The 16,444-nt window shown below is 40.0% G+C and carries 13 protein-coding genes; 9 read left to right on the forward strand and 4 right to left on the reverse strand.

Going from position 1 to position 16,444, the window contains the following annotated elements:
• The first annotated feature begins 10 nt into the window (after positions 1 to 10).
• The 7 genes from ABF638_RS24935 to ABF638_RS24965 all read left to right on the forward strand — a co-directional run bounded on the left by ABF638_RS24935 (position 11) and on the right by ABF638_RS24965 (position 4,776).
• Positions 11 to 244, forward strand: coding sequence for a hypothetical protein (locus ABF638_RS24935; protein WP_435025602.1), 234 nt, complete (start codon positions 11 to 13; stop codon positions 242 to 244).
• A 156-nt stretch (positions 245 to 400) separates the two neighbouring features.
• Positions 401 to 661, forward strand: a complete 261-nt coding sequence (locus tag ABF638_RS24940; RefSeq protein ID WP_435025603.1) for a hypothetical protein — start codon at positions 401 to 403, stop codon at positions 659 to 661.
• Positions 662 to 753: 92 nt separating this feature from the next.
• On the forward strand, positions 754 to 1,089 hold the full coding sequence (locus ABF638_RS24945) for a hypothetical protein (RefSeq protein WP_435025604.1): 336 nt from the start codon (positions 754 to 756) through the stop codon (positions 1,087 to 1,089).
• Positions 1,090 to 1,477: 388 nt separating this feature from the next.
• Positions 1,478 to 1,702: a hypothetical protein gene (locus tag ABF638_RS24950; protein ID WP_435025605.1), complete on the forward strand. Its 225-nt coding sequence runs from the start codon at positions 1,478 to 1,480 to the stop codon at positions 1,700 to 1,702.
• 277 nt (positions 1,703 to 1,979) lie between these two features.
• On the forward strand, positions 1,980 to 3,146 hold the full coding sequence (locus ABF638_RS24955) for a phosphotransferase (protein WP_435025606.1): 1,167 nt from the start codon (positions 1,980 to 1,982) through the stop codon (positions 3,144 to 3,146).
• Between the two features lie 116 nt (positions 3,147 to 3,262).
• Entirely contained in the window at positions 3,263 to 4,366 is a 1,104-nt protein-coding gene (locus tag ABF638_RS24960) for a T3SS effector HopA1 family protein (RefSeq protein ID WP_435025607.1), read from the forward strand.
• A gap of 104 nt (positions 4,367 to 4,470) precedes the next feature.
• Positions 4,471 to 4,776, forward strand: coding sequence for a HetP family heterocyst commitment protein (locus tag ABF638_RS24965; RefSeq protein WP_435025608.1), 306 nt, complete (start codon positions 4,471 to 4,473; stop codon positions 4,774 to 4,776).
• 363 nt (positions 4,777 to 5,139) lie between these two features.
• Here ABF638_RS24965 and ABF638_RS24970 read toward each other — a convergent pair whose 3' ends face one another.
• The 4 genes from ABF638_RS24970 to ABF638_RS24985 form a co-directional block, all read right to left on the reverse strand.
• On the reverse strand, positions 5,140 to 5,922 hold the full coding sequence (locus ABF638_RS24970) for a peptidylprolyl isomerase (RefSeq protein WP_435025609.1): 783 nt from the start codon (positions 5,920 to 5,922) through the stop codon (positions 5,140 to 5,142).
• A gap of 786 nt (positions 5,923 to 6,708) precedes the next feature.
• The gene (locus ABF638_RS24975; protein WP_435025610.1) at positions 6,709 to 8,256 is read right to left on the reverse strand and encodes an HlyD family efflux transporter periplasmic adaptor subunit; all 1,548 of its coding nucleotides are present in this window, start codon (positions 8,254 to 8,256) and stop codon (positions 6,709 to 6,711) included.
• 396 nt (positions 8,257 to 8,652) lie between these two features.
• The gene (locus ABF638_RS24980; protein WP_435025611.1) at positions 8,653 to 11,754 is read right to left on the reverse strand and encodes a peptidase domain-containing ABC transporter; all 3,102 of its coding nucleotides are present in this window, start codon (positions 11,752 to 11,754) and stop codon (positions 8,653 to 8,655) included.
• A gap of 79 nt (positions 11,755 to 11,833) precedes the next feature.
• Positions 11,834 to 12,433, reverse strand: coding sequence for a helix-turn-helix domain-containing protein (locus tag ABF638_RS24985; protein ID WP_435025612.1), 600 nt, complete (start codon positions 12,431 to 12,433; stop codon positions 11,834 to 11,836).
• A 2,028-nt stretch (positions 12,434 to 14,461) separates the two neighbouring features.
• On the opposite strand from ABF638_RS24985, the gene ABF638_RS24990 reads away from it, so the two are divergent.
• Positions 14,462 to 15,097 (forward strand): Uma2 family endonuclease, encoded by a 636-nt coding sequence (locus ABF638_RS24990; protein WP_435025621.1) that lies wholly within the window; start codon positions 14,462 to 14,464, stop codon positions 15,095 to 15,097.
• A 100-nt stretch (positions 15,098 to 15,197) separates the two neighbouring features.
• Positions 15,198 to 16,400, forward strand: a complete 1,203-nt coding sequence (locus tag ABF638_RS24995; RefSeq protein WP_435025613.1) for an alpha/beta hydrolase — start codon at positions 15,198 to 15,200, stop codon at positions 16,398 to 16,400.
• The last annotated feature ends 44 nt before the right edge of the window (positions 16,401 to 16,444 follow it).

The raw sequence follows: 16,444 nt of genomic DNA on the forward strand, positions 1-16,444 counted from the left end.
GGAGTAAATCATGGCTAATATCACACTTTCTGAACTGTATGTAGCTGGCTCAGAACTATTCCAAGATTCCGAAAGCTTTCTCACCGAATTGAACGACATGAATTCTGTCTCTGTTCATGGTGGAGAAGGCGATGGATACGATGACTTCTTGACCTATGGCGAAAAGGGATTTGAATTCTCCATCTTAGGTCTGGGTATCAATAACGTTACATCCCTGGCTAAGTCATTCAGCGATGCAGATTAATAGGATAGTTCGCTAATGAGCTAAATGGCTCTTTTGGGATTAGAAGCAGAAAGAAATATATGTGATAAACATCAGGTTTCTTGAATACCAAAAACCCAAAAGAGCCAAATTCAGCAATCTACAGATAAATGATCACAAGATTTTTAGGAGTAAATCATGGCTACCATTACACTTTCTGAATTGTATCTAGCTGGCTCAGAACTATTCCAAGATTCCGAAAGCTTTCTCACCGAATTGAGCGATGTAAATTCCATCTCTGTCTATGGTGGTCACGGCGACGGATTTGATCCGTTCCTAGATTATGGAATTAAGGGATACGAGTTCTCAATCTTAGGGTTAGCAATCAATAATGTTGTATCTTTAGCCAAGTCATTCAGCCAAGGTAGTGGTGCTTCTGCCAACAGCACTTGTGATTAAGAATATTAATTCATAGTGCGATACAAAGCGATTTTACTTTCCTATGATTGCAGGAAAAACAAGATTTGTGCGGTTAATAATAGCAAGACTTATTGAATGATCAAAAGCCAGCATTTCCGCCTAATTTAGGCTATGAAAAGCTTTATTACGCACAAATTTTACTGAACGGCCACAATTATTTTGGGGAATTAGTTATGACTAAGATCACACTTTTCGAACTGCGTCCTCTTGGCTCGGAATTCTTCCAAGATTCCGAAAACTTCCTAACCGACTTGAGCGATATGGATTCTATATCTTTACATGGTGGTGAAGGTCATGGATATGAACGGTTACTAGAATATGGCATCAAGGGGTTTGAATTCTCTGTATTAGGCTTTGGCATCAATAACGTTGTATCCTTAGCTAAGACATTCAGCGAAGGTGTTTAATTTGTAGTTCCTTCCCTCAGCTAAATGGCTCTTCTGCGATTAAGAGGAAAGAAGTAACTCATGTGCAAAAATTATCATTTTTAGTTTAACATCAGCGACACGTAGATGCAACTAAACTCACTACACCTAGGTTAAAAATTGATACTTTCCAACCCTATTTTCTCAGGAGGAAATTGAGCCTCCTTGGAAAATGAATGTATCAGGTGTTTCGTGAAATGGTATAACACATGAGATTTATTGACTATTAAGAAGCCAGGAGAGCCGAGAAAATATTTCTCAATAATTATTCAGAATTTTTAGTTCTTCGCTACCGAGCTAGATTAAGCAATCTCTAATTGAATCTAACTTCCGGTTAGCGATGAATAGATGATTCGCTGGAATGGAGTAAATGCCACACATCACAATTTCTGAACTGCACCTTGCTGATTCAGAAAATTACCTGACCGACCTGACTGATATGGATTCTATATTTGTATATGGTGGTGAAGAAGATGAATTTGCTCAAATGCTGAAGTTTGGTGTAAAAAACCTTGAATTTATGTTATTGTCCTTTGCAATCTACAATAATACGTTACTAGCAAAGTCATTTAATCCTGGTGAGAACGTGACTTAAATAATGATTGCATCACAACCTGATGGTAAATTTGCAATGTATTGATTTGCCATTAATATCTTTGAACTGATACCAATTCTCCATGAAGATGCAGATAATATTTACAAACTAACCGCCAAGTACGCTTTCTCTGCGTTCGCGTAGTGTGTCTCAGACAGAGGCTTTGCCAACGCGAGAAGTACATAAAAAAAGGGTTAGGCAATCATTTAATGCAAGTTTATAGGGAATTGGTATGGGGAGCAAACTTTAGTGATTAAGCTGGAACTTTTCTGACCCTATGCCACCATTTTTATTAAGTTCTCAAAATGTTTTTAGCTACCTGATTTCCCAAAGTCTGTGTACTCAACAGGAGCAGTCTTTGACCAAAATTGAGCTAAAACCTGCTAAAAATTTTAACTTGTTGCTGACTTTTCCAGAGAGACGACAACTTTTAGTGAAGCAAGAACGTCTCAACCGAGAAGGCAAAACTGCTGGAGAGTTTTTGCAAGAATGGCGAATTCACGATTTTTTCCAAACATTTCCAGAAATCAGCCACGTTCGACCTTATTTGTCGGAAGCATTGCATTTTGATGCCGAAAATTCCATCATTGTGTTTAATTATCTGAATAATTATTGCGATTTGCATGATTTCTACCTGAAGAAGAATTTTTTTCCAACTAAGATTGCGGCGGCAGTTGGTGCAACTCTGGCATCAATTCATCGTCTAACTTTTGACCGTCAAAACTATCGGGAATTTTTTCAAAAGTCTGAGGATGCATCTAATCAAAAAACTCCTGAGCTAATTCGTGGATTGGATAGGATTACTCCGGAAATTTTTGGTAAGGTTCCTGCTGATGGACTGAAATTCTTTACCCTTTATCAACGTTACGACAGTCTGGGACAAGCGATCGCAAATTTGAGCAACGCTTTCACTCCTTGTTGTCTAACGCATAATGACCTGAAGTTAAACAATATTCTTCTATTACTCAATTGGGAAGAAGTATTTTTTGATGAATCGTTCTCAGATGAGAGCATTGTTCGATTCATTGACTGGGAACGCTCTGGTTGGGGAGATCCCGCTAGTGATTTAGGAAAAGCGATCGCTAGCTATTTGCAATTTTGGCTGTATAGTTTAATTACCAGTAAATCCATTGCGATCGAAGAGTCTTTACGTCTAGCAACAACCCCTCTACAACTACTTCAGCCTTCCATCTCGGCCCTACTTACTACTTATTTAGCTTACTTTCCCGAAATCTTAGAGCATCGTCCTGATTTCTTGCAACGAGTTGTGCAATTTTCTGGTTTAGCTTTGATTCAAGCTATTCAAGCGGCACTCCAGCACGAAAAAACTTTTGGTAATTCTGGTATATGTATGCTCCAAGTTGCTAAAAGTTTGTTGTGCCGTCCAGAAGCATCAATTCCAACAATTTTCGGAATGCAAATATCAGACCTTGCCCCCGTTTAGAGGATGAGGGAGATGAGGGAGCAAGGGGAGCGGAGGAGGAGAATAATTAACGCCCCATCCCCCATCCCCCATGCCCAATTCCTAATTCCCAATGCCCAATTCCCAAACAGATACCTATGCAACTATTAGATTCGCTAGAAACTCAACTACCAGATATTTCAGAGTCATTGCAGACATCACTACAAGACATCATTAATCAACTTCAAATTGAGTCTCACTATTGTATTAAACACCCAGACTATAAACCCTTGGAATTACCAGAGGTAGCAGTTGCTCGTTTTCAGCAATTACCCATAGACATCCAGAATAGCTTTTTAAGCGTGCAACTGCGTAATTTTCTCTACGGCATCTATTACAATGGCTCCTTGAAAAGTGTCCTCGCACCCGATGCAGAGGTAACGAATTTGGCACTGAATCAAAATATAGAAAATAACACTTTGTTGGGTGTAGATTTAGCATTTTACGATCGCTTGCATGAAAGCAACAGAGGCGAAGGCTACTGGAGTCCTGATTGGCTGGTAGTGAAAGAAGAAACTGATGGTACTTTGGCAGTTGAGAAAAATGCTTTAATACTGCACATTGAACGCGATACCCATTTGCAACCAACAGACCAACCTGTTACTGTCGGTAATTTAGTGACGATTAAAATGCCCAAAAATCTGGTGCAAAACGGATTTTATATGGCGGTTGCGAATGCTGGAACTCCCTCAAATCGAGAAAATCTGGTGCGCGTCTATTTCAATTTAACTTCAGAGGGTGCAGTTGCAGTCATGGACAGTTTAACTGCCCAACTCAACGCTACCCCCATTTTCTTTTCATTTAAAGCACTATATAATCCTTCCGACTATGAGCGTTACGACTCAGCAGTGCTTTACTTTGGCAAAAGCAACTACGAAACTGTTCACGCAATATTAGAGAGGGTGTATACAGAACATCAATCCCATTTTGGAGAGCAAGTGCCTTTGTTTACCAAAATGGTAGCACCAGGGATGGCGATCGCTGAAGAACCAGACCGCAAATTTGCTGATAAAGAAAGTTTTGGTACAAACCGCTGTCAAATTGTTGCCAATGCTTTGCTTGAGGCTTGGCATGAAGGAGATGATACGCCAGCAGGACGGATGACATCAATTCTGCGACATTTCTCTTTGTGCAAAATTGAATTGCAACGCCCTTACCTCAATCCTAACTCGGATGATATCTATACTTCTTTGAATCTATGAAATACGGTTAAGCATTCAAAGCCCCCGAATTGCCGGGGGTTGAGGATCTCTGCTACCTAAAACTGTGCTAACCAAGATCATATTTTCGCTCACGAGGTAATTATATGACTAAAAAACTCTCCGAGTCTCATAAAGCATTAGATAACAAATTCAACTTCAATCATGAAGAATTAAAACAGATCGTCAAAGCTGTTTCTGCGGGCAAGTATTCCTGGGCTTGTGTTTTACTCCTCCGTTTTAGTGGCTACAATCCTCTAGAATATATACCCTCGCGCACCTATCTTCGATTAATGAAAAATAACTGGCTACTTAGCAAAGCAAATCGTCGTCAAACGGATAATCAGAATTTAGGACTTTTTAAACTAGAATCAAGCTGGATTCAAATAGGTATCGGTAAAGGTAGTGGGTAACCCGCATTTCTCACAAGCTTCAGGCGTTTGATGGAGCAGAGGGGCGGAGGGGCAGAGGGGCAGAGGGGCAGAGGAGCAGAGGAGCAGAGGGGATTGAACTTGGCACATTGAACTCTCCTCTGCTCCCCTGCACAAGCGCAGGCTTTGAGAGGTGTGGTGAGAAATCCGGGGTAAGGGTTTAGCAGTGCTAAACCCCTACGAAAAATCTATATGTATCAAGATTTTCGTGAAATGGTATTACACCAGTTTTCATGTATTTGAACCAAATCTGTCGTAGGGGCACAGCAATGCTGTGCCCTTACCGTATGGTCTATTTTATTTACAGTCCTATCTAACCCTCCTTAAAAAGGAGGGAATTAGAGGTTAAGCCTGTATTAGGATATCTTTAGATGGTTGAGGAATGACAACCTTCGTCAGATTGGTCACTATTTCCAAGGCAGCGATTTGTGCTTTTAACCAATTAGCAAATAAGTCTCCCATTATTTGCAGCCGCCGCTGTTCGTCTAGTTGAGGTTTAATGATTTCCTCGACTGCAATTATATGCACTCCTTTGGGAGTAGTTATTGGCTTGAGAATTTGTGGGGGACTAGCAGCAAAGACTGCTGCTGCAATTTCTGGTCTAAAATCGGTGCGGAGGCGTATTCCTTGATATCCTCCAGCCCGGCGTATTTCAGTATTTTGAATGTATTGGCGGGCAATTTCTTGAAAACTGATTTCATTTTCTTGCAAGGCATAAAACATTTCTAGAGCTAAATCTTCATCATCTAATACAACTTCGTATGTCACTGCTCCAACATAATCGAGTTGGTGTGCATAGAAAAATGATTCGACTTTTTCTGCAAATAAATGATTTGCCAATTTAGCAGATAATAGGTTTGTTTCGGCTATTGCTTCAAAGTCGTCTAAAGAAAGATGATATTTTTCTAACCATGCCCAAGTATCTTCTGCTTTGATAAGTTGGTTGGCTAAACGCAGGCTATCTGCTGCATTTTGCAGTTCTTCTAAACCAATCTCAATACCTACCTTTTTAGCTTCATCTTCAACAATTTTACGAGTTGCGATCGCCTCCAATACGCTAGGGATTTGGCAAGAAAGCTTTATGTGGTCAAGAATATCATCAGGAGAAACAGTCAATAGTTTTGACATATTCTAACTCCTCCAATTAGTAACCTAAATTAATAGGGTGTTTTTGATTTTGTTTAGACAATATTAATTGCATCTGCACTATGTTTTTACATGCAATTAATATTGCCTTTATATAATAGTAACTCGAATATTTTATCTGATGTAATCAGAAGGTATATATTATAAAATATAAATCATATTTGTTTTTTTGATACATAAATGTAGTAACAATACTTATCGGTTAAGCATTTTTAAAAGAGGGATTTGGTTTGGGGTGAAGGGGAAGGGTGAAAGGTTTTTATTTTCCCTTTTCCTCTTCCCCTTTACCGAAAAATATTGGGTGTAGCAAAAGAATGTAAAGAGCTAAAAAGCAACAACCAAAACACAATATTTATTGGATGAATATTTAGCAATAATTTATACATATTAAATCGCAAGAATCAGAAGCCCGAATCCTCAAAGAATTCGAGGATATTGTTGCTTAGGAATTTGGTAACAAAGCGTTTTAGAGGATGTTTTAAAAGTCCTCTGGTCGGTAGCAAAACGTTTTAGATCCCCCTAAATCCCCCTTAAAAAGGGGGACTTTTTTCCTCGTTTCCAGTCGGAGACTGGGAATGCATTCATTGAGTCTCTGACTCAATATCTGATACCAGTTAAATTAATGATTGCAACACAAAGACGCGATGAATCGCGTCTCTACAAATGGTCTATTTGAGCTATTTCAGACTTGTGTGTACACCGTAGCTTTGCAAGGGGGGATTAACAAGTGCCTAAAATCATAGGTAACTACTTTTCAACCTCTAATTGCTAAAGTTCTAAACCACCTTCTTGCAACTTCTTAAACGGATCTAAGATAAAGTCCATCACGCGGCGTTGACGAATAATCACCTCGGCGGTTGCTGTTTGACCTGCTGTTAGGGGAATACGTCTGTTGGCATTTTGGATATAGGGTTGATCTAGGGAGATTTCCAACTCATAGGTTTCGATGTTACCTTGATTAGTTGTTTGAACTTTTGAGTTAGGTGAAATCCAGCTAACGCGCCCTTGCACTACCCCGTAATCTTGGAAGGGATAAGCATCAAATTTGATTTTAACTGGCATTCCCACTTTCAAAAAACCGCTTTGTTGGCTGGGCATCTGCGCTTTTAAAATCAAGGGAGTATTGTTGGGTGCAATTTGGGCAATCATCTGTCCCGGTTCGACTACTGAGCCTGGTTTTTCGATAGGTAACTCAAAAATTGTGCCATCAATAGGCGATCGCACTACTCGTTGCTGCATTTGTAGTTGCAAGGATGTCACCTGGCTTCCAGTTTGAGCAATTTCTGATTGCAGGTTACTAATTTGTGTTTGTAAGTCTTTAAGCTGTTCCTGATTTCTCAGCACCGCCAGTCTACCTGCTTGCACTACACTGCGATAGCTACTTTGCTGCTCTTGTAAGCGAAGTTTGAAAAGCTGAATATCTGATTGAGCTTGACTCATCAACGACTGATAGCGGTTCAGTTCTTCTTTTAAACGCAACTGGGCTTGTGTAATATCAGATTTTGTTTGCTCTTGCAAGCGTTGGCTTTCTTCCGCTGTTTTTTCCAGTTCCACAAGTTTGGTTTGGGGAATCGCACCCACCCGCAAAAGTTTGCGATAACGCGCAACTTCTGTAAAATCTCGTCTTAAACGACTCTTAGCTAACTTCTGAGCAATCTGGGTAGAACTGATGTTCTGGTTAGCCTGTTCTACTAGAGCCAGTTTTTCCAGTCGTTGTAAGTTGTAAGTACTCTGTTTAGCATCAAGGTTTTGCTGCGCCTGACTAACTTGGGCAATTTTTTCCAATTCTTGGGATTTATTTTGTTGCTCTTGGGTATTAATTGTCAAAAGAATTTGGTTTTTGAGAAGATCGAGTTGCGATCGCCGATTCAATAAACCTTCTAGTCTTGTCTGTACCTGCTGCAATTCTGTTCGCAGCACATCAGACTCCAATTCCAGCAAAACCTCTCCTGCTTTTACGGTTGCGCCTTCTTTGACGTTGACAGCAGTAACGCTACCAACAACTGGACTATCCAATTGTTGGGTTGCTCCTTCCGGTTCCATTCGCCCTCTAGCACTTCCTGTTTCATCAACTTTAGAAAGCATTGCCCAAGGTAAGATGATCGCAGCAAAGCCTACCAGTAAATACAACATGGAGCGCGTCCAGATTTTTGGTAAGGCGTCTAGTAGTTCCTCAGTGCCGTAAAACCAATCGTTTGCTTCAGATGTTTTCTGCGTCTGAGAATCAATAATGGCATTTGCGTCTTCAGGCAGGTGAAATTCAGTCGGCTTTTCTATGGCAAAGGCAGATGATGAATTATTAGATGGGTTTGGCATAAGAATTGGGGATTGGGAACTGGATATGGGGAATTGGGCATGGGGCATTGGGCATGGGGCATGGGGCATGGGGCATGGGGCATTGGGAATTGGGCATTGGCTGGGTATGATTGGGCATTGGGATTGAGGTTCTGAACTCCGTTAATGAGTCTTTTAGCTCCATTAATGAGTCTTTTAACTCCATTAATGAGTCTTTTAACTCCGTTAATGAGTCTTTTAGCTCCATTAATGAGTCTTTTAACTCCGTTAATGAGGCTTTGAACTCCATTAATGAGTCTTTTATCTCCGTTAATGAGGCTTTGAACTCCATTAATGAGTCTTTAAGAGAGATGAACAAGTCTTTATTCGTCCTTGTCTCTTAATTCCCATGCCCAATTCCCAATTCCCAATTCCCTTTCAACCTGTTTGCGCTAGTTGTTGCTGATTGAGATAGAAATAATGACCTTTTTTGGTGATTAATTGATCGTGAGTACCGCTTTCGACTAAAATCCCCCGATCTAAAACCAAAATCAAATCAGCATGACGCACAGTAGAGAGACGATGAGCAATGATTAAACTTGTGCGTCCTTGGAGAATTTTTTTGAGGTTATTCTGAATAATTCGCTCAGATTCGGCGTCTAAGTGACTGGTTGCCTCATCTAATACTAAGAAGGTGGGATTTCCTAACAAAGCACGAGCGATCGCTAGGCGTTGGCGTTGTCCACCGGATAACATACCCCCACCTTCACCAATTTGGGTTTCGTAGCCCATTGGCATTTGTTTAATAAACTCATCTGCTCCTGCTAGACGCGTCGCTTCGATAACTTCTTCTAGGGAAGCTTCTGGATGAGCAATACTGATGTTTTCGCGAATTGTACCGCCAAACAAAAATGTATCTTGGTCTACAACGCCAATTTGAGAACGGAGCGATCGCAGGGCAATATTAGTCACATCTTGACCATCAATCAATACTTTGCCATCCGTCGGCAGATATAGTCCCAAAATCAATTTAGAAAGGGTCGTTTTGCCAGAACCACTACGTCCCACAACTGCTATAGTTTGCTCAGGTTTGATTTCAAAGCTGAGATTTTCTAACACGTTAATATCGCTTTCTGGGTGATAGCGAAAAGTCACATTCTCAAATAAAATATGACCACGTAAAGTACTTAAAAACTGGCGGGGCTGATTTTGTAAATCTTCTTCTGGCTCTGCTTCTAAGACATCATTAATTCGCTCAGTAGAAATAATCACTTCTTGTAATTGATTCCACAGAACAATCAACCGTTGGAAAGGTCGAATAACGTTTCCTAACAACATATTGAAGGCTACTAATTGTCCAATTGTCAATTGGTTTTGAATTACCTGCCATGCACCAAACCAAAGTAATCCTGTGGTTACTAGCGATTCGATACTAGAACTGAGAATTTGGAGTTGGTTACTAATTACCTGTCCGCTAAAGGTCTTTTTAATGACATTATTCAGCAGTTCTTCCCAATGCCAGCGGACTGTTTGCTCAATCGCCATAGAGCGAACTGAGCGAACACCTGTGAGGGATTGAATCAGATAACTGTTCTCTTTAGCTGAAGCATTAAAAACTTCGCGGCTGATGCGGCGCAAGAAAGGTGTAGCTATGAACGCTAGTAATACAAAAGGCGGCACGATCGCTAAACTGAATAATGCCATTTGCCAGCTATACCAAAACATCAATGCTACATAGACAAACACCGTCATTAAATCCAAACCAATTGATAGTGCTTCTCCAGTTAGAAAGCGCTGAATTTTTTGATTTTCTTGGACGCGAGATACAATATCGCCAACGTATCGTGACTCAAAAAAAGCTAAGGGCAAACGAAAGGTATGTTTAATAAAACCTACCATCAGTGTTAATCCCAAGCGATTTGCTGTGTGATCCAGGAGATATTGCCGTAGTCCACTGAGAGCAACCCGGAAAAAACCAAAAATCAGCAACCCTAAACCAATGGCGTTTAAAGTCAGGGTACTACCTTGGACAATTACTCTATCTAAGAGCAACTGAGTAAATAGGGGTGTAATTAATCCAAATAACTGAATTAATACCGAAGCGATAAACACTTCTAGCAGTACTTGCGAGTGAGGTTTAACTAAATCAAAAAACTGCCAAAATGGTGTAATCGTTTCCTCGGTTTCTCTGAGTAGGTCTGTAGGTTGTAATAACAGTGCATAACCAGTCCAACCAGCTTTAAATTCGCTAGGGGTAAGGGTGCGCTGACCGATAGCAGGGTCGCCAACAATCACACGTTTTTTATTGACTTCATAGACAACAATGTAGTGTTTACCCTCCCAGTGAGCGATCGCAGGTAAGGGTTGTTGGGCTAATTTATCAAAGCTGGCTTTCACTGGACGGGTAGCAAAACCAATATTTTCGGCGGCGGCTGTTAAACCCCGCATTGATGCCCCACTCCGGCTGATGTTGGTTAAATCCCGTATGCGGTTGACATTAAAGCGCTTACCCCAATAGCGACTAATCATCACCAAACAAGCTGCACCACAGTCAGAGGCGCTTTGTTGTTCAAAGAACGGATACCGTTTAGTCAAGCGTCCTAACCAATGCCCCGCCCTGACTGTTGGGCTGGGAAAGTACGCCCGTTGTCTCCTTTGCTTTGGTTCAATGCTGGGGATTGGGTACTGGGGATTGGGTACTGGGGATTGGGTACTGGGGATTGGGTACTGGGTATTGTCAAAAGCCTTTCCTGATCCTATATCCCCTGTCCCCTGTCCCCTGTTCCCTGTCCCCAATCTCTCTTGGAAGTCTATTAACTCTGCTAATTGGGGCCAATGCTGTAATGCTGTTTGCCAATCAGCATTGTTTAAACTGTAAGTGATCGCAGGTTGCCCTACCTCCCAACTTCCTTGTTTTGGACTCACATAGATGTTTCCAGGTGTGAATCTTCGCCCGTTAGAATCCAGCAGTTCTCCGCGATACAGTAACCAAAGCTTGATATCTCTAGTGAGATTGGGACTCAGGGAACCACTTTCCAGATTGTGCCGCTCAAATAGGCATAAAGCTTTAAACATCTCTTCCACAGAGCCATTACGCCCAATTAGGGAGTTCTGGCAACATAACAACAGCAAATCCCAAACCTCTGCACGTCTTAAAAGGCGATCGCGGATGCTGCTATGTGTGCGAATAATCTCCTGTAAAATCTCTTGGTTGATATAGCAAAGCTGTAAGTTTACCGAAGCCCTAGCAATATAAGGACTGAATTCCTCTCTTGGAAATAAAGTCAATTCGCCAAATGATGCTCCAGATAACAGAGTAGTAATTAAGTTATTAGAGCTATCCAACAGTCTGACTTTACCAGTCAGGACAATATAAATTCCAGGCTGGGCTGTAGTTGCGTGCCAAAACTGCTTTGCTACTGATGGTTCGACAATTTCCAGCCCTCTGAGACACCTGTCAAGTTCCCCGTCTGACAGCGACTCACCCAAGATTTGGGTGAGTTGTTCAGCTAAATATTGCTGCGAAAACGCTGATGGCATTTTCTGACCTCCAAAACAGTATTTGGTCATTGGGGCATTAGTCAAATGACAAATGACAAATGACAAATGACTAATCAATTTAGTTATTGGTCTGAATTAGATTAAATGACCAATGCAAACTCGGTTCGGAGTTAGATTGCAAGTCACCAATCGTAATGCCAGCATCCTTATTTAGGTCAGTTTCTTGTGGACAGGGATTTTTGCGTTTAGTGGAAAGTCCCATTTTTTTTAGCAAGCGGTTAACATGGCGATCGGTAATTGCAATCCCAAATTCATTTGCTAAATGCTTGCTTAACCATTGGGCTGTCCAGTAAGTAAATGCATAGCCATATTCACGCGGACTATTACTTACCAATTCTTTCAAACGTTCAATGTATTGATCGTTAACAGTCTTAGGTCTACCGATTGGGCGCTCATTCCATTTGTGCGCTAGACCTGCCTCTGCCACACCAATCCAGTAACGTGCCATTTCCTGAGAACAACTTAATATTTCACAGATTTGGCTTTGAGATTTACCCATATCCGCCAGCAACATAATTTCAATCCGCCGACGGTATTCTGGCTGTAAATTAGCTTGCAAATTTTTCAAAAGTGCCTTCCGTTGAAAAGGTGTTAAAAATTTGCTCTCGTGCATGTCATAGCATTCAAAAGCTCTTTCTTGACTGGAGTATTCTGACATAATTTTTATCAGTTGCCGCCAACTGTGAAATGTGGGCAAATATGTCTTTTGCAACTGTTTCTTAATCCTGATATATCAGGATATACAACTGCAAAATTAATTAGTCCTAGAAGGTTGATTAAATATTGACGTGGTGTGCAAATAACGCTAGGTATTAGACTTCTTGCAGAAGTGGGGGAAAGGGGAAGGGGTAAAGGGGAAAGGGATGGAATTTCCCCTTACCCTTTGACCTTTCCCCGACATCTTGCAAAAGTAACTTTTGCAAGATGTCTATTATTCCCCTAGTATTCGGAAATTGTAGGGATTTGTTGCATTCGATCAGATTTTAATAAATCAAAGTTCGACGTTAATGGTCTTCACTTGGAATAAAAATACTTAAAACCAGTAAACTATTCACTGGCTAGCCGCTAAAATTTGACAGACTTTCCTGAAGCCCGGTGCAATAATGGTGTTGGTTAAGACCATTGCCCCTGGTTGATGGTAATAGGCAAACACTTTCGAGGCTTCGGGTAGCCCTTATATTGATGATTTTACTGAATTATACAATACGGCTTCATAGATTAACCTCCTAATATTTAGGTAGGTTAATTTTTGATGACCAACAAGAGGTTGAATTTTGTTCAATGACTTGGAAACTAAAAACAGTCAAGGTCAGGTATGAGTGGAAATCTAGTTCTTAGACTATCCTACAAACTAGCTATTTTGTCATCAGCATGGAGTAATAAAATTGAACCTATCTGAAAGAAAAGTTCAATCAAAAAGTGACAGATACTTAATCTTTTCCTTAGTCCACTGTTCTTTATTTAAGAACAATCCTACATCTAGTCAATAGTTTTTACAATAAACAAGAAAATATTATTTAATCTTGACAATATCTTTATCAAATTCTTACAATTATCTTGTTGAAAAAACAAAGGCTTAGTTATTAGTTTTTCTTTTGAAATAATCATTGACAATTTAATTTTTATTATCGTAATAAATTTTAGGACACATCACTTATTGTTTGCTAAAAAAATAGTATTTTTATTAATTTATCCCACATTTGCATCTGTCCATAGTAAGATAACTACATACATTACTATCTACCAAATTTACTATATTGATATCTATCTATAGTATGAAAATAATCTAGGTTGGCGTAAAAAATTGCCAATAGTTATTGAACTTACAGTCTAAAAATTTAACTATAGTAATCCGAATGGATTCCTGAATTGACTTGCGTAGGCGGAGAGTGGGGAATAGGGAACAACCCTATTTGAGTGGGACTGAATTTTTTCAAAAATAAAATAGGAGTCTTATATGGTTGAATATAATTTAAGACAAGTGCCCTGCTTACGTATAGTTCAAAAATTAAATAATAGTCCTATATTTAATTTTTGAACTATAAGTAGGGTGTGTTAGCAGAGCATCATGCATCCTACAAGAATACTGAGTTTTTTTTGAAAAAAAATTTATGATTACTATAGAATATCTATATGTGTAAACGCGTTTGCAACGAATTAGCTCTAGCTTGAGTTAGTCATTCATTAGTATTTCTTTACATAAAGTATATTCTAATACTTCTTTATCAGTATATTTTAGGTTTAATACCTTCCTTTTAAGGATTATTAGGGAGGAGGAATTCTTAATTGAACCTTATTACGCGATCAAAAAAATATCCCTTTCAGCATTTCCTGGTAATCGCCATTGAGTCATAAGTGCTTGAGTAAGAACTCAAATCAAATAATTTCCTTCATTATCGGGAAATGACTGAGGACAAATTGTAGTAACAAATAGAAACTAAATCAGGAACCAAAACCTCTGGGAACTCCAGAGGTTTTTTCTTTACTCTAGACAATGAGGGAGTGGGGAATGGGGAATGGGAATGTAAGAGCGATCGCCCCCGTGTACACTTCTATGAGGGGGTGTTTAAGTAGGCGATGTTTGACGAGCGCATCTAAGCATAGCGATGAAGTAGCAAAAATTGTCGCCCCGTCAGTTCAACTGGAGTAAGCTAAATTTAGGTTGGAGCTATTAGGAGTGGAGATGATGTTGTTGGAATTAAAGCGCATCTATATTCCACCAGGACAAAGAGTGCTACTGCGAGATGTAACCTGGCAGGAATTGGAAGCAATTCTAGAGGATTTAGGGGAACATCGGGCAGCACGAATTGCTTATGACAGGGGAATACTAGAGATTATGGCACCACTGCCAGAACATGAATTTGATAAAGAAATTATTGGTGATTTAGTCAAAGCGCTTCTAGAAGAGCTAAGTACTGAGTTCATCAGCCTTGGCTCTACCACTTTCAAAAACCAAGCGATGGCTCAAGGTATAGAACCTGACCAGTGTTTCTATATAAAAAATGAATCCAAGATTCGCGGCAAGAAGCGGCTAGATTTAGCAGTAGATCCTCCTCCAGATTTAGCTTTAGAAATTGATATTACTTCTCGTACTCATCCTAATATTTATGAAGCGCTAAAAGTGCCTGAACTTTGGCGTTTTGAGCAAGGAAAGCTCCAAATTAACGTTCTACAAAATGGGCATTATCTAGAATCTCAGCAAAGCTTAAATTTTCCTCTATTCCCACTAATTACAGCGATTCCCCAATATCTAGAGCAAAGTACAACAGCAGGCAGAAATGCAACGCTCAAAGCTTTTCGTCTTTGGATACAACAGCAATGAGTTATGCTGTCATCGGCATTTAAAATATAGAACTATTGCCAACCTTAGCATTAGCGGATAAATTGTACTTCTTCGGAGTCGTTAATACCGCAGTTTATCTATGTTTGCTAAACCCAAAATAATTTTATCATGGCTTATCTTATTTCTAAGTTTTACAAGTCTATTTCTTAGCTCTTGGATTATTCTTGCTGCCCCAAATATGTTTTTACTCAGGCTAGCAGTGGGAGCGCCAGAAGTCAGTCCTTGGTTATTATTATTAAATTTGCTCTTTTTATTGCTTTCTTTATTCTACATCCGTCGCCGTAAAATACAGCGTTTAGTTTGCATTTTCAGTTTAATCGGATTGGTAATTTGTGGATCGGTGCTAGTGAATATCCCACTAACTCAAATGCAGATGACTAAAGCAATGAAGCAAGGATTGGGAGCAAATTATCTAGAGCAAATTCCAGTCCAAGTAAGGGCTAAGATGCAAATCCATCCCTTTGATTTAGTTAATTTCTTCCGGGGTATTCCATTAGGTAAAACGCGTCATCAAAAAGATATTCTCTTTGCTTCGCCTGCGGGAGTGCCTTTAAAAATGGAAGTTTACCAACCCTCAGAGGTAGGGAAATATCCAGCAGTGGTAGTAATTTATGGTGGAGCTTGGCAATATGGCAATACTGGCGCTAATTCTGAGTTTAATCAATATATTGCTAATCATGGATATACAGTATTTGCGATCGCTTATCGACACGCACCTCAATATCGGTTTCCATCTCAGTTAGATGATGTGCGTACAGCCTTGAATTTTATTCGCCAACATGCAGCTGAATATGAAGCCGATCCTGAACGGATGGTACTTTTAGGGCGTTCTGCGGGGGCACATCTAGCAATGCTAGCGGCTTATCAACCAGATGCACCACCTATTCGTGCTGTAGTCAATTATTACGGGCCTGTTAACTTACCGGGAGGATACAAAACACCGCCAAATCCCGATCCTATTAACACCCGTGCTGTTTTAAAAGCATTTCTCGGTGGTTCTTTAGAAGAATTACCTAATCAGTATCAAATTGCTTCACCGATAAATTACCTAACGCATCCTTTACCGCCAACTTTATTAATTTACGGTAGTCGCGACCATTTGGTAGAAGCACGATTCGGCAGAAAGATGTATCAACGTTTACATGATTCTGGTAATACTGCGGTTTTTCTAGAAATTCCTTGGGCAGAACACGCTTTTGATGCCGTTTTCAACGGTGTGAGCAATCAATTAGCGTTGTATCATACCGAAAGGTTTTTGGCTTGGGCGTTGTTCAAACAATAATTTCATTGAGGTTAGAGAGACGCGATAAATCGCTGTCTCTACAA

It is taken from the genome of Nostoc sp. CALU 1950, assembly GCF_051172895.1.
GTDB classification, from domain to species: Bacteria; Cyanobacteriota; Cyanobacteriia; order Cyanobacteriales; family Nostocaceae; genus Nostoc; species Nostoc edaphicum_A.

What these genes read in the sequence shown, in the direction of transcription:
- ABF638_RS24935 (WP_435025602.1), top strand. Translation starts at nt 11, where the DNA reads ATGGCTAATATCACACTTTCTGAACTGTATGTAGCTGGCTCAGAACTA.
- ABF638_RS24940 (WP_435025603.1), top strand. Translation starts at nt 401, where the DNA reads ATGGCTACCATTACACTTTCTGAATTGTATCTAGCTGGCTCAGAACTA.
- ABF638_RS24950 (WP_435025605.1), top strand. Translation starts at nt 1,478, where the DNA reads ATGCCACACATCACAATTTCTGAACTGCACCTTGCTGATTCAGAAAAT.
- ABF638_RS24955 (WP_435025606.1), top strand. Translation starts at nt 1,980, where the DNA reads ATGCCACCATTTTTATTAAGTTCTCAAAATGTTTTTAGCTACCTGATT.
- ABF638_RS24960 (WP_435025607.1), top strand. Translation starts at nt 3,263, where the DNA reads ATGCAACTATTAGATTCGCTAGAAACTCAACTACCAGATATTTCAGAG.
- ABF638_RS24965 (WP_435025608.1), top strand. Translation starts at nt 4,471, where the DNA reads ATGACTAAAAAACTCTCCGAGTCTCATAAAGCATTAGATAACAAATTC.
- ABF638_RS24970 (WP_435025609.1), bottom strand. Translation starts at nt 5,922, where the DNA reads ATGTCAAAACTATTGACTGTTTCTCCTGATGATATTCTTGACCACATA.
- ABF638_RS24975 (WP_435025610.1), bottom strand. Translation starts at nt 8,256, where the DNA reads ATGCCAAACCCATCTAATAATTCATCATCTGCCTTTGCCATAGAAAAG.
- ABF638_RS24980 (WP_435025611.1), bottom strand. Translation starts at nt 11,754, where the DNA reads ATGCCATCAGCGTTTTCGCAGCAATATTTAGCTGAACAACTCACCCAA.
- ABF638_RS24985 (WP_435025612.1), bottom strand. Translation starts at nt 12,433, where the DNA reads ATGTCAGAATACTCCAGTCAAGAAAGAGCTTTTGAATGCTATGACATG.
- ABF638_RS24990 (WP_435025621.1), top strand. Translation starts at nt 14,462, where the DNA reads ATGTTGTTGGAATTAAAGCGCATCTATATTCCACCAGGACAAAGAGTG.
- ABF638_RS24995 (WP_435025613.1), top strand. Translation starts at nt 15,198, where the DNA reads ATGTTTGCTAAACCCAAAATAATTTTATCATGGCTTATCTTATTTCTA.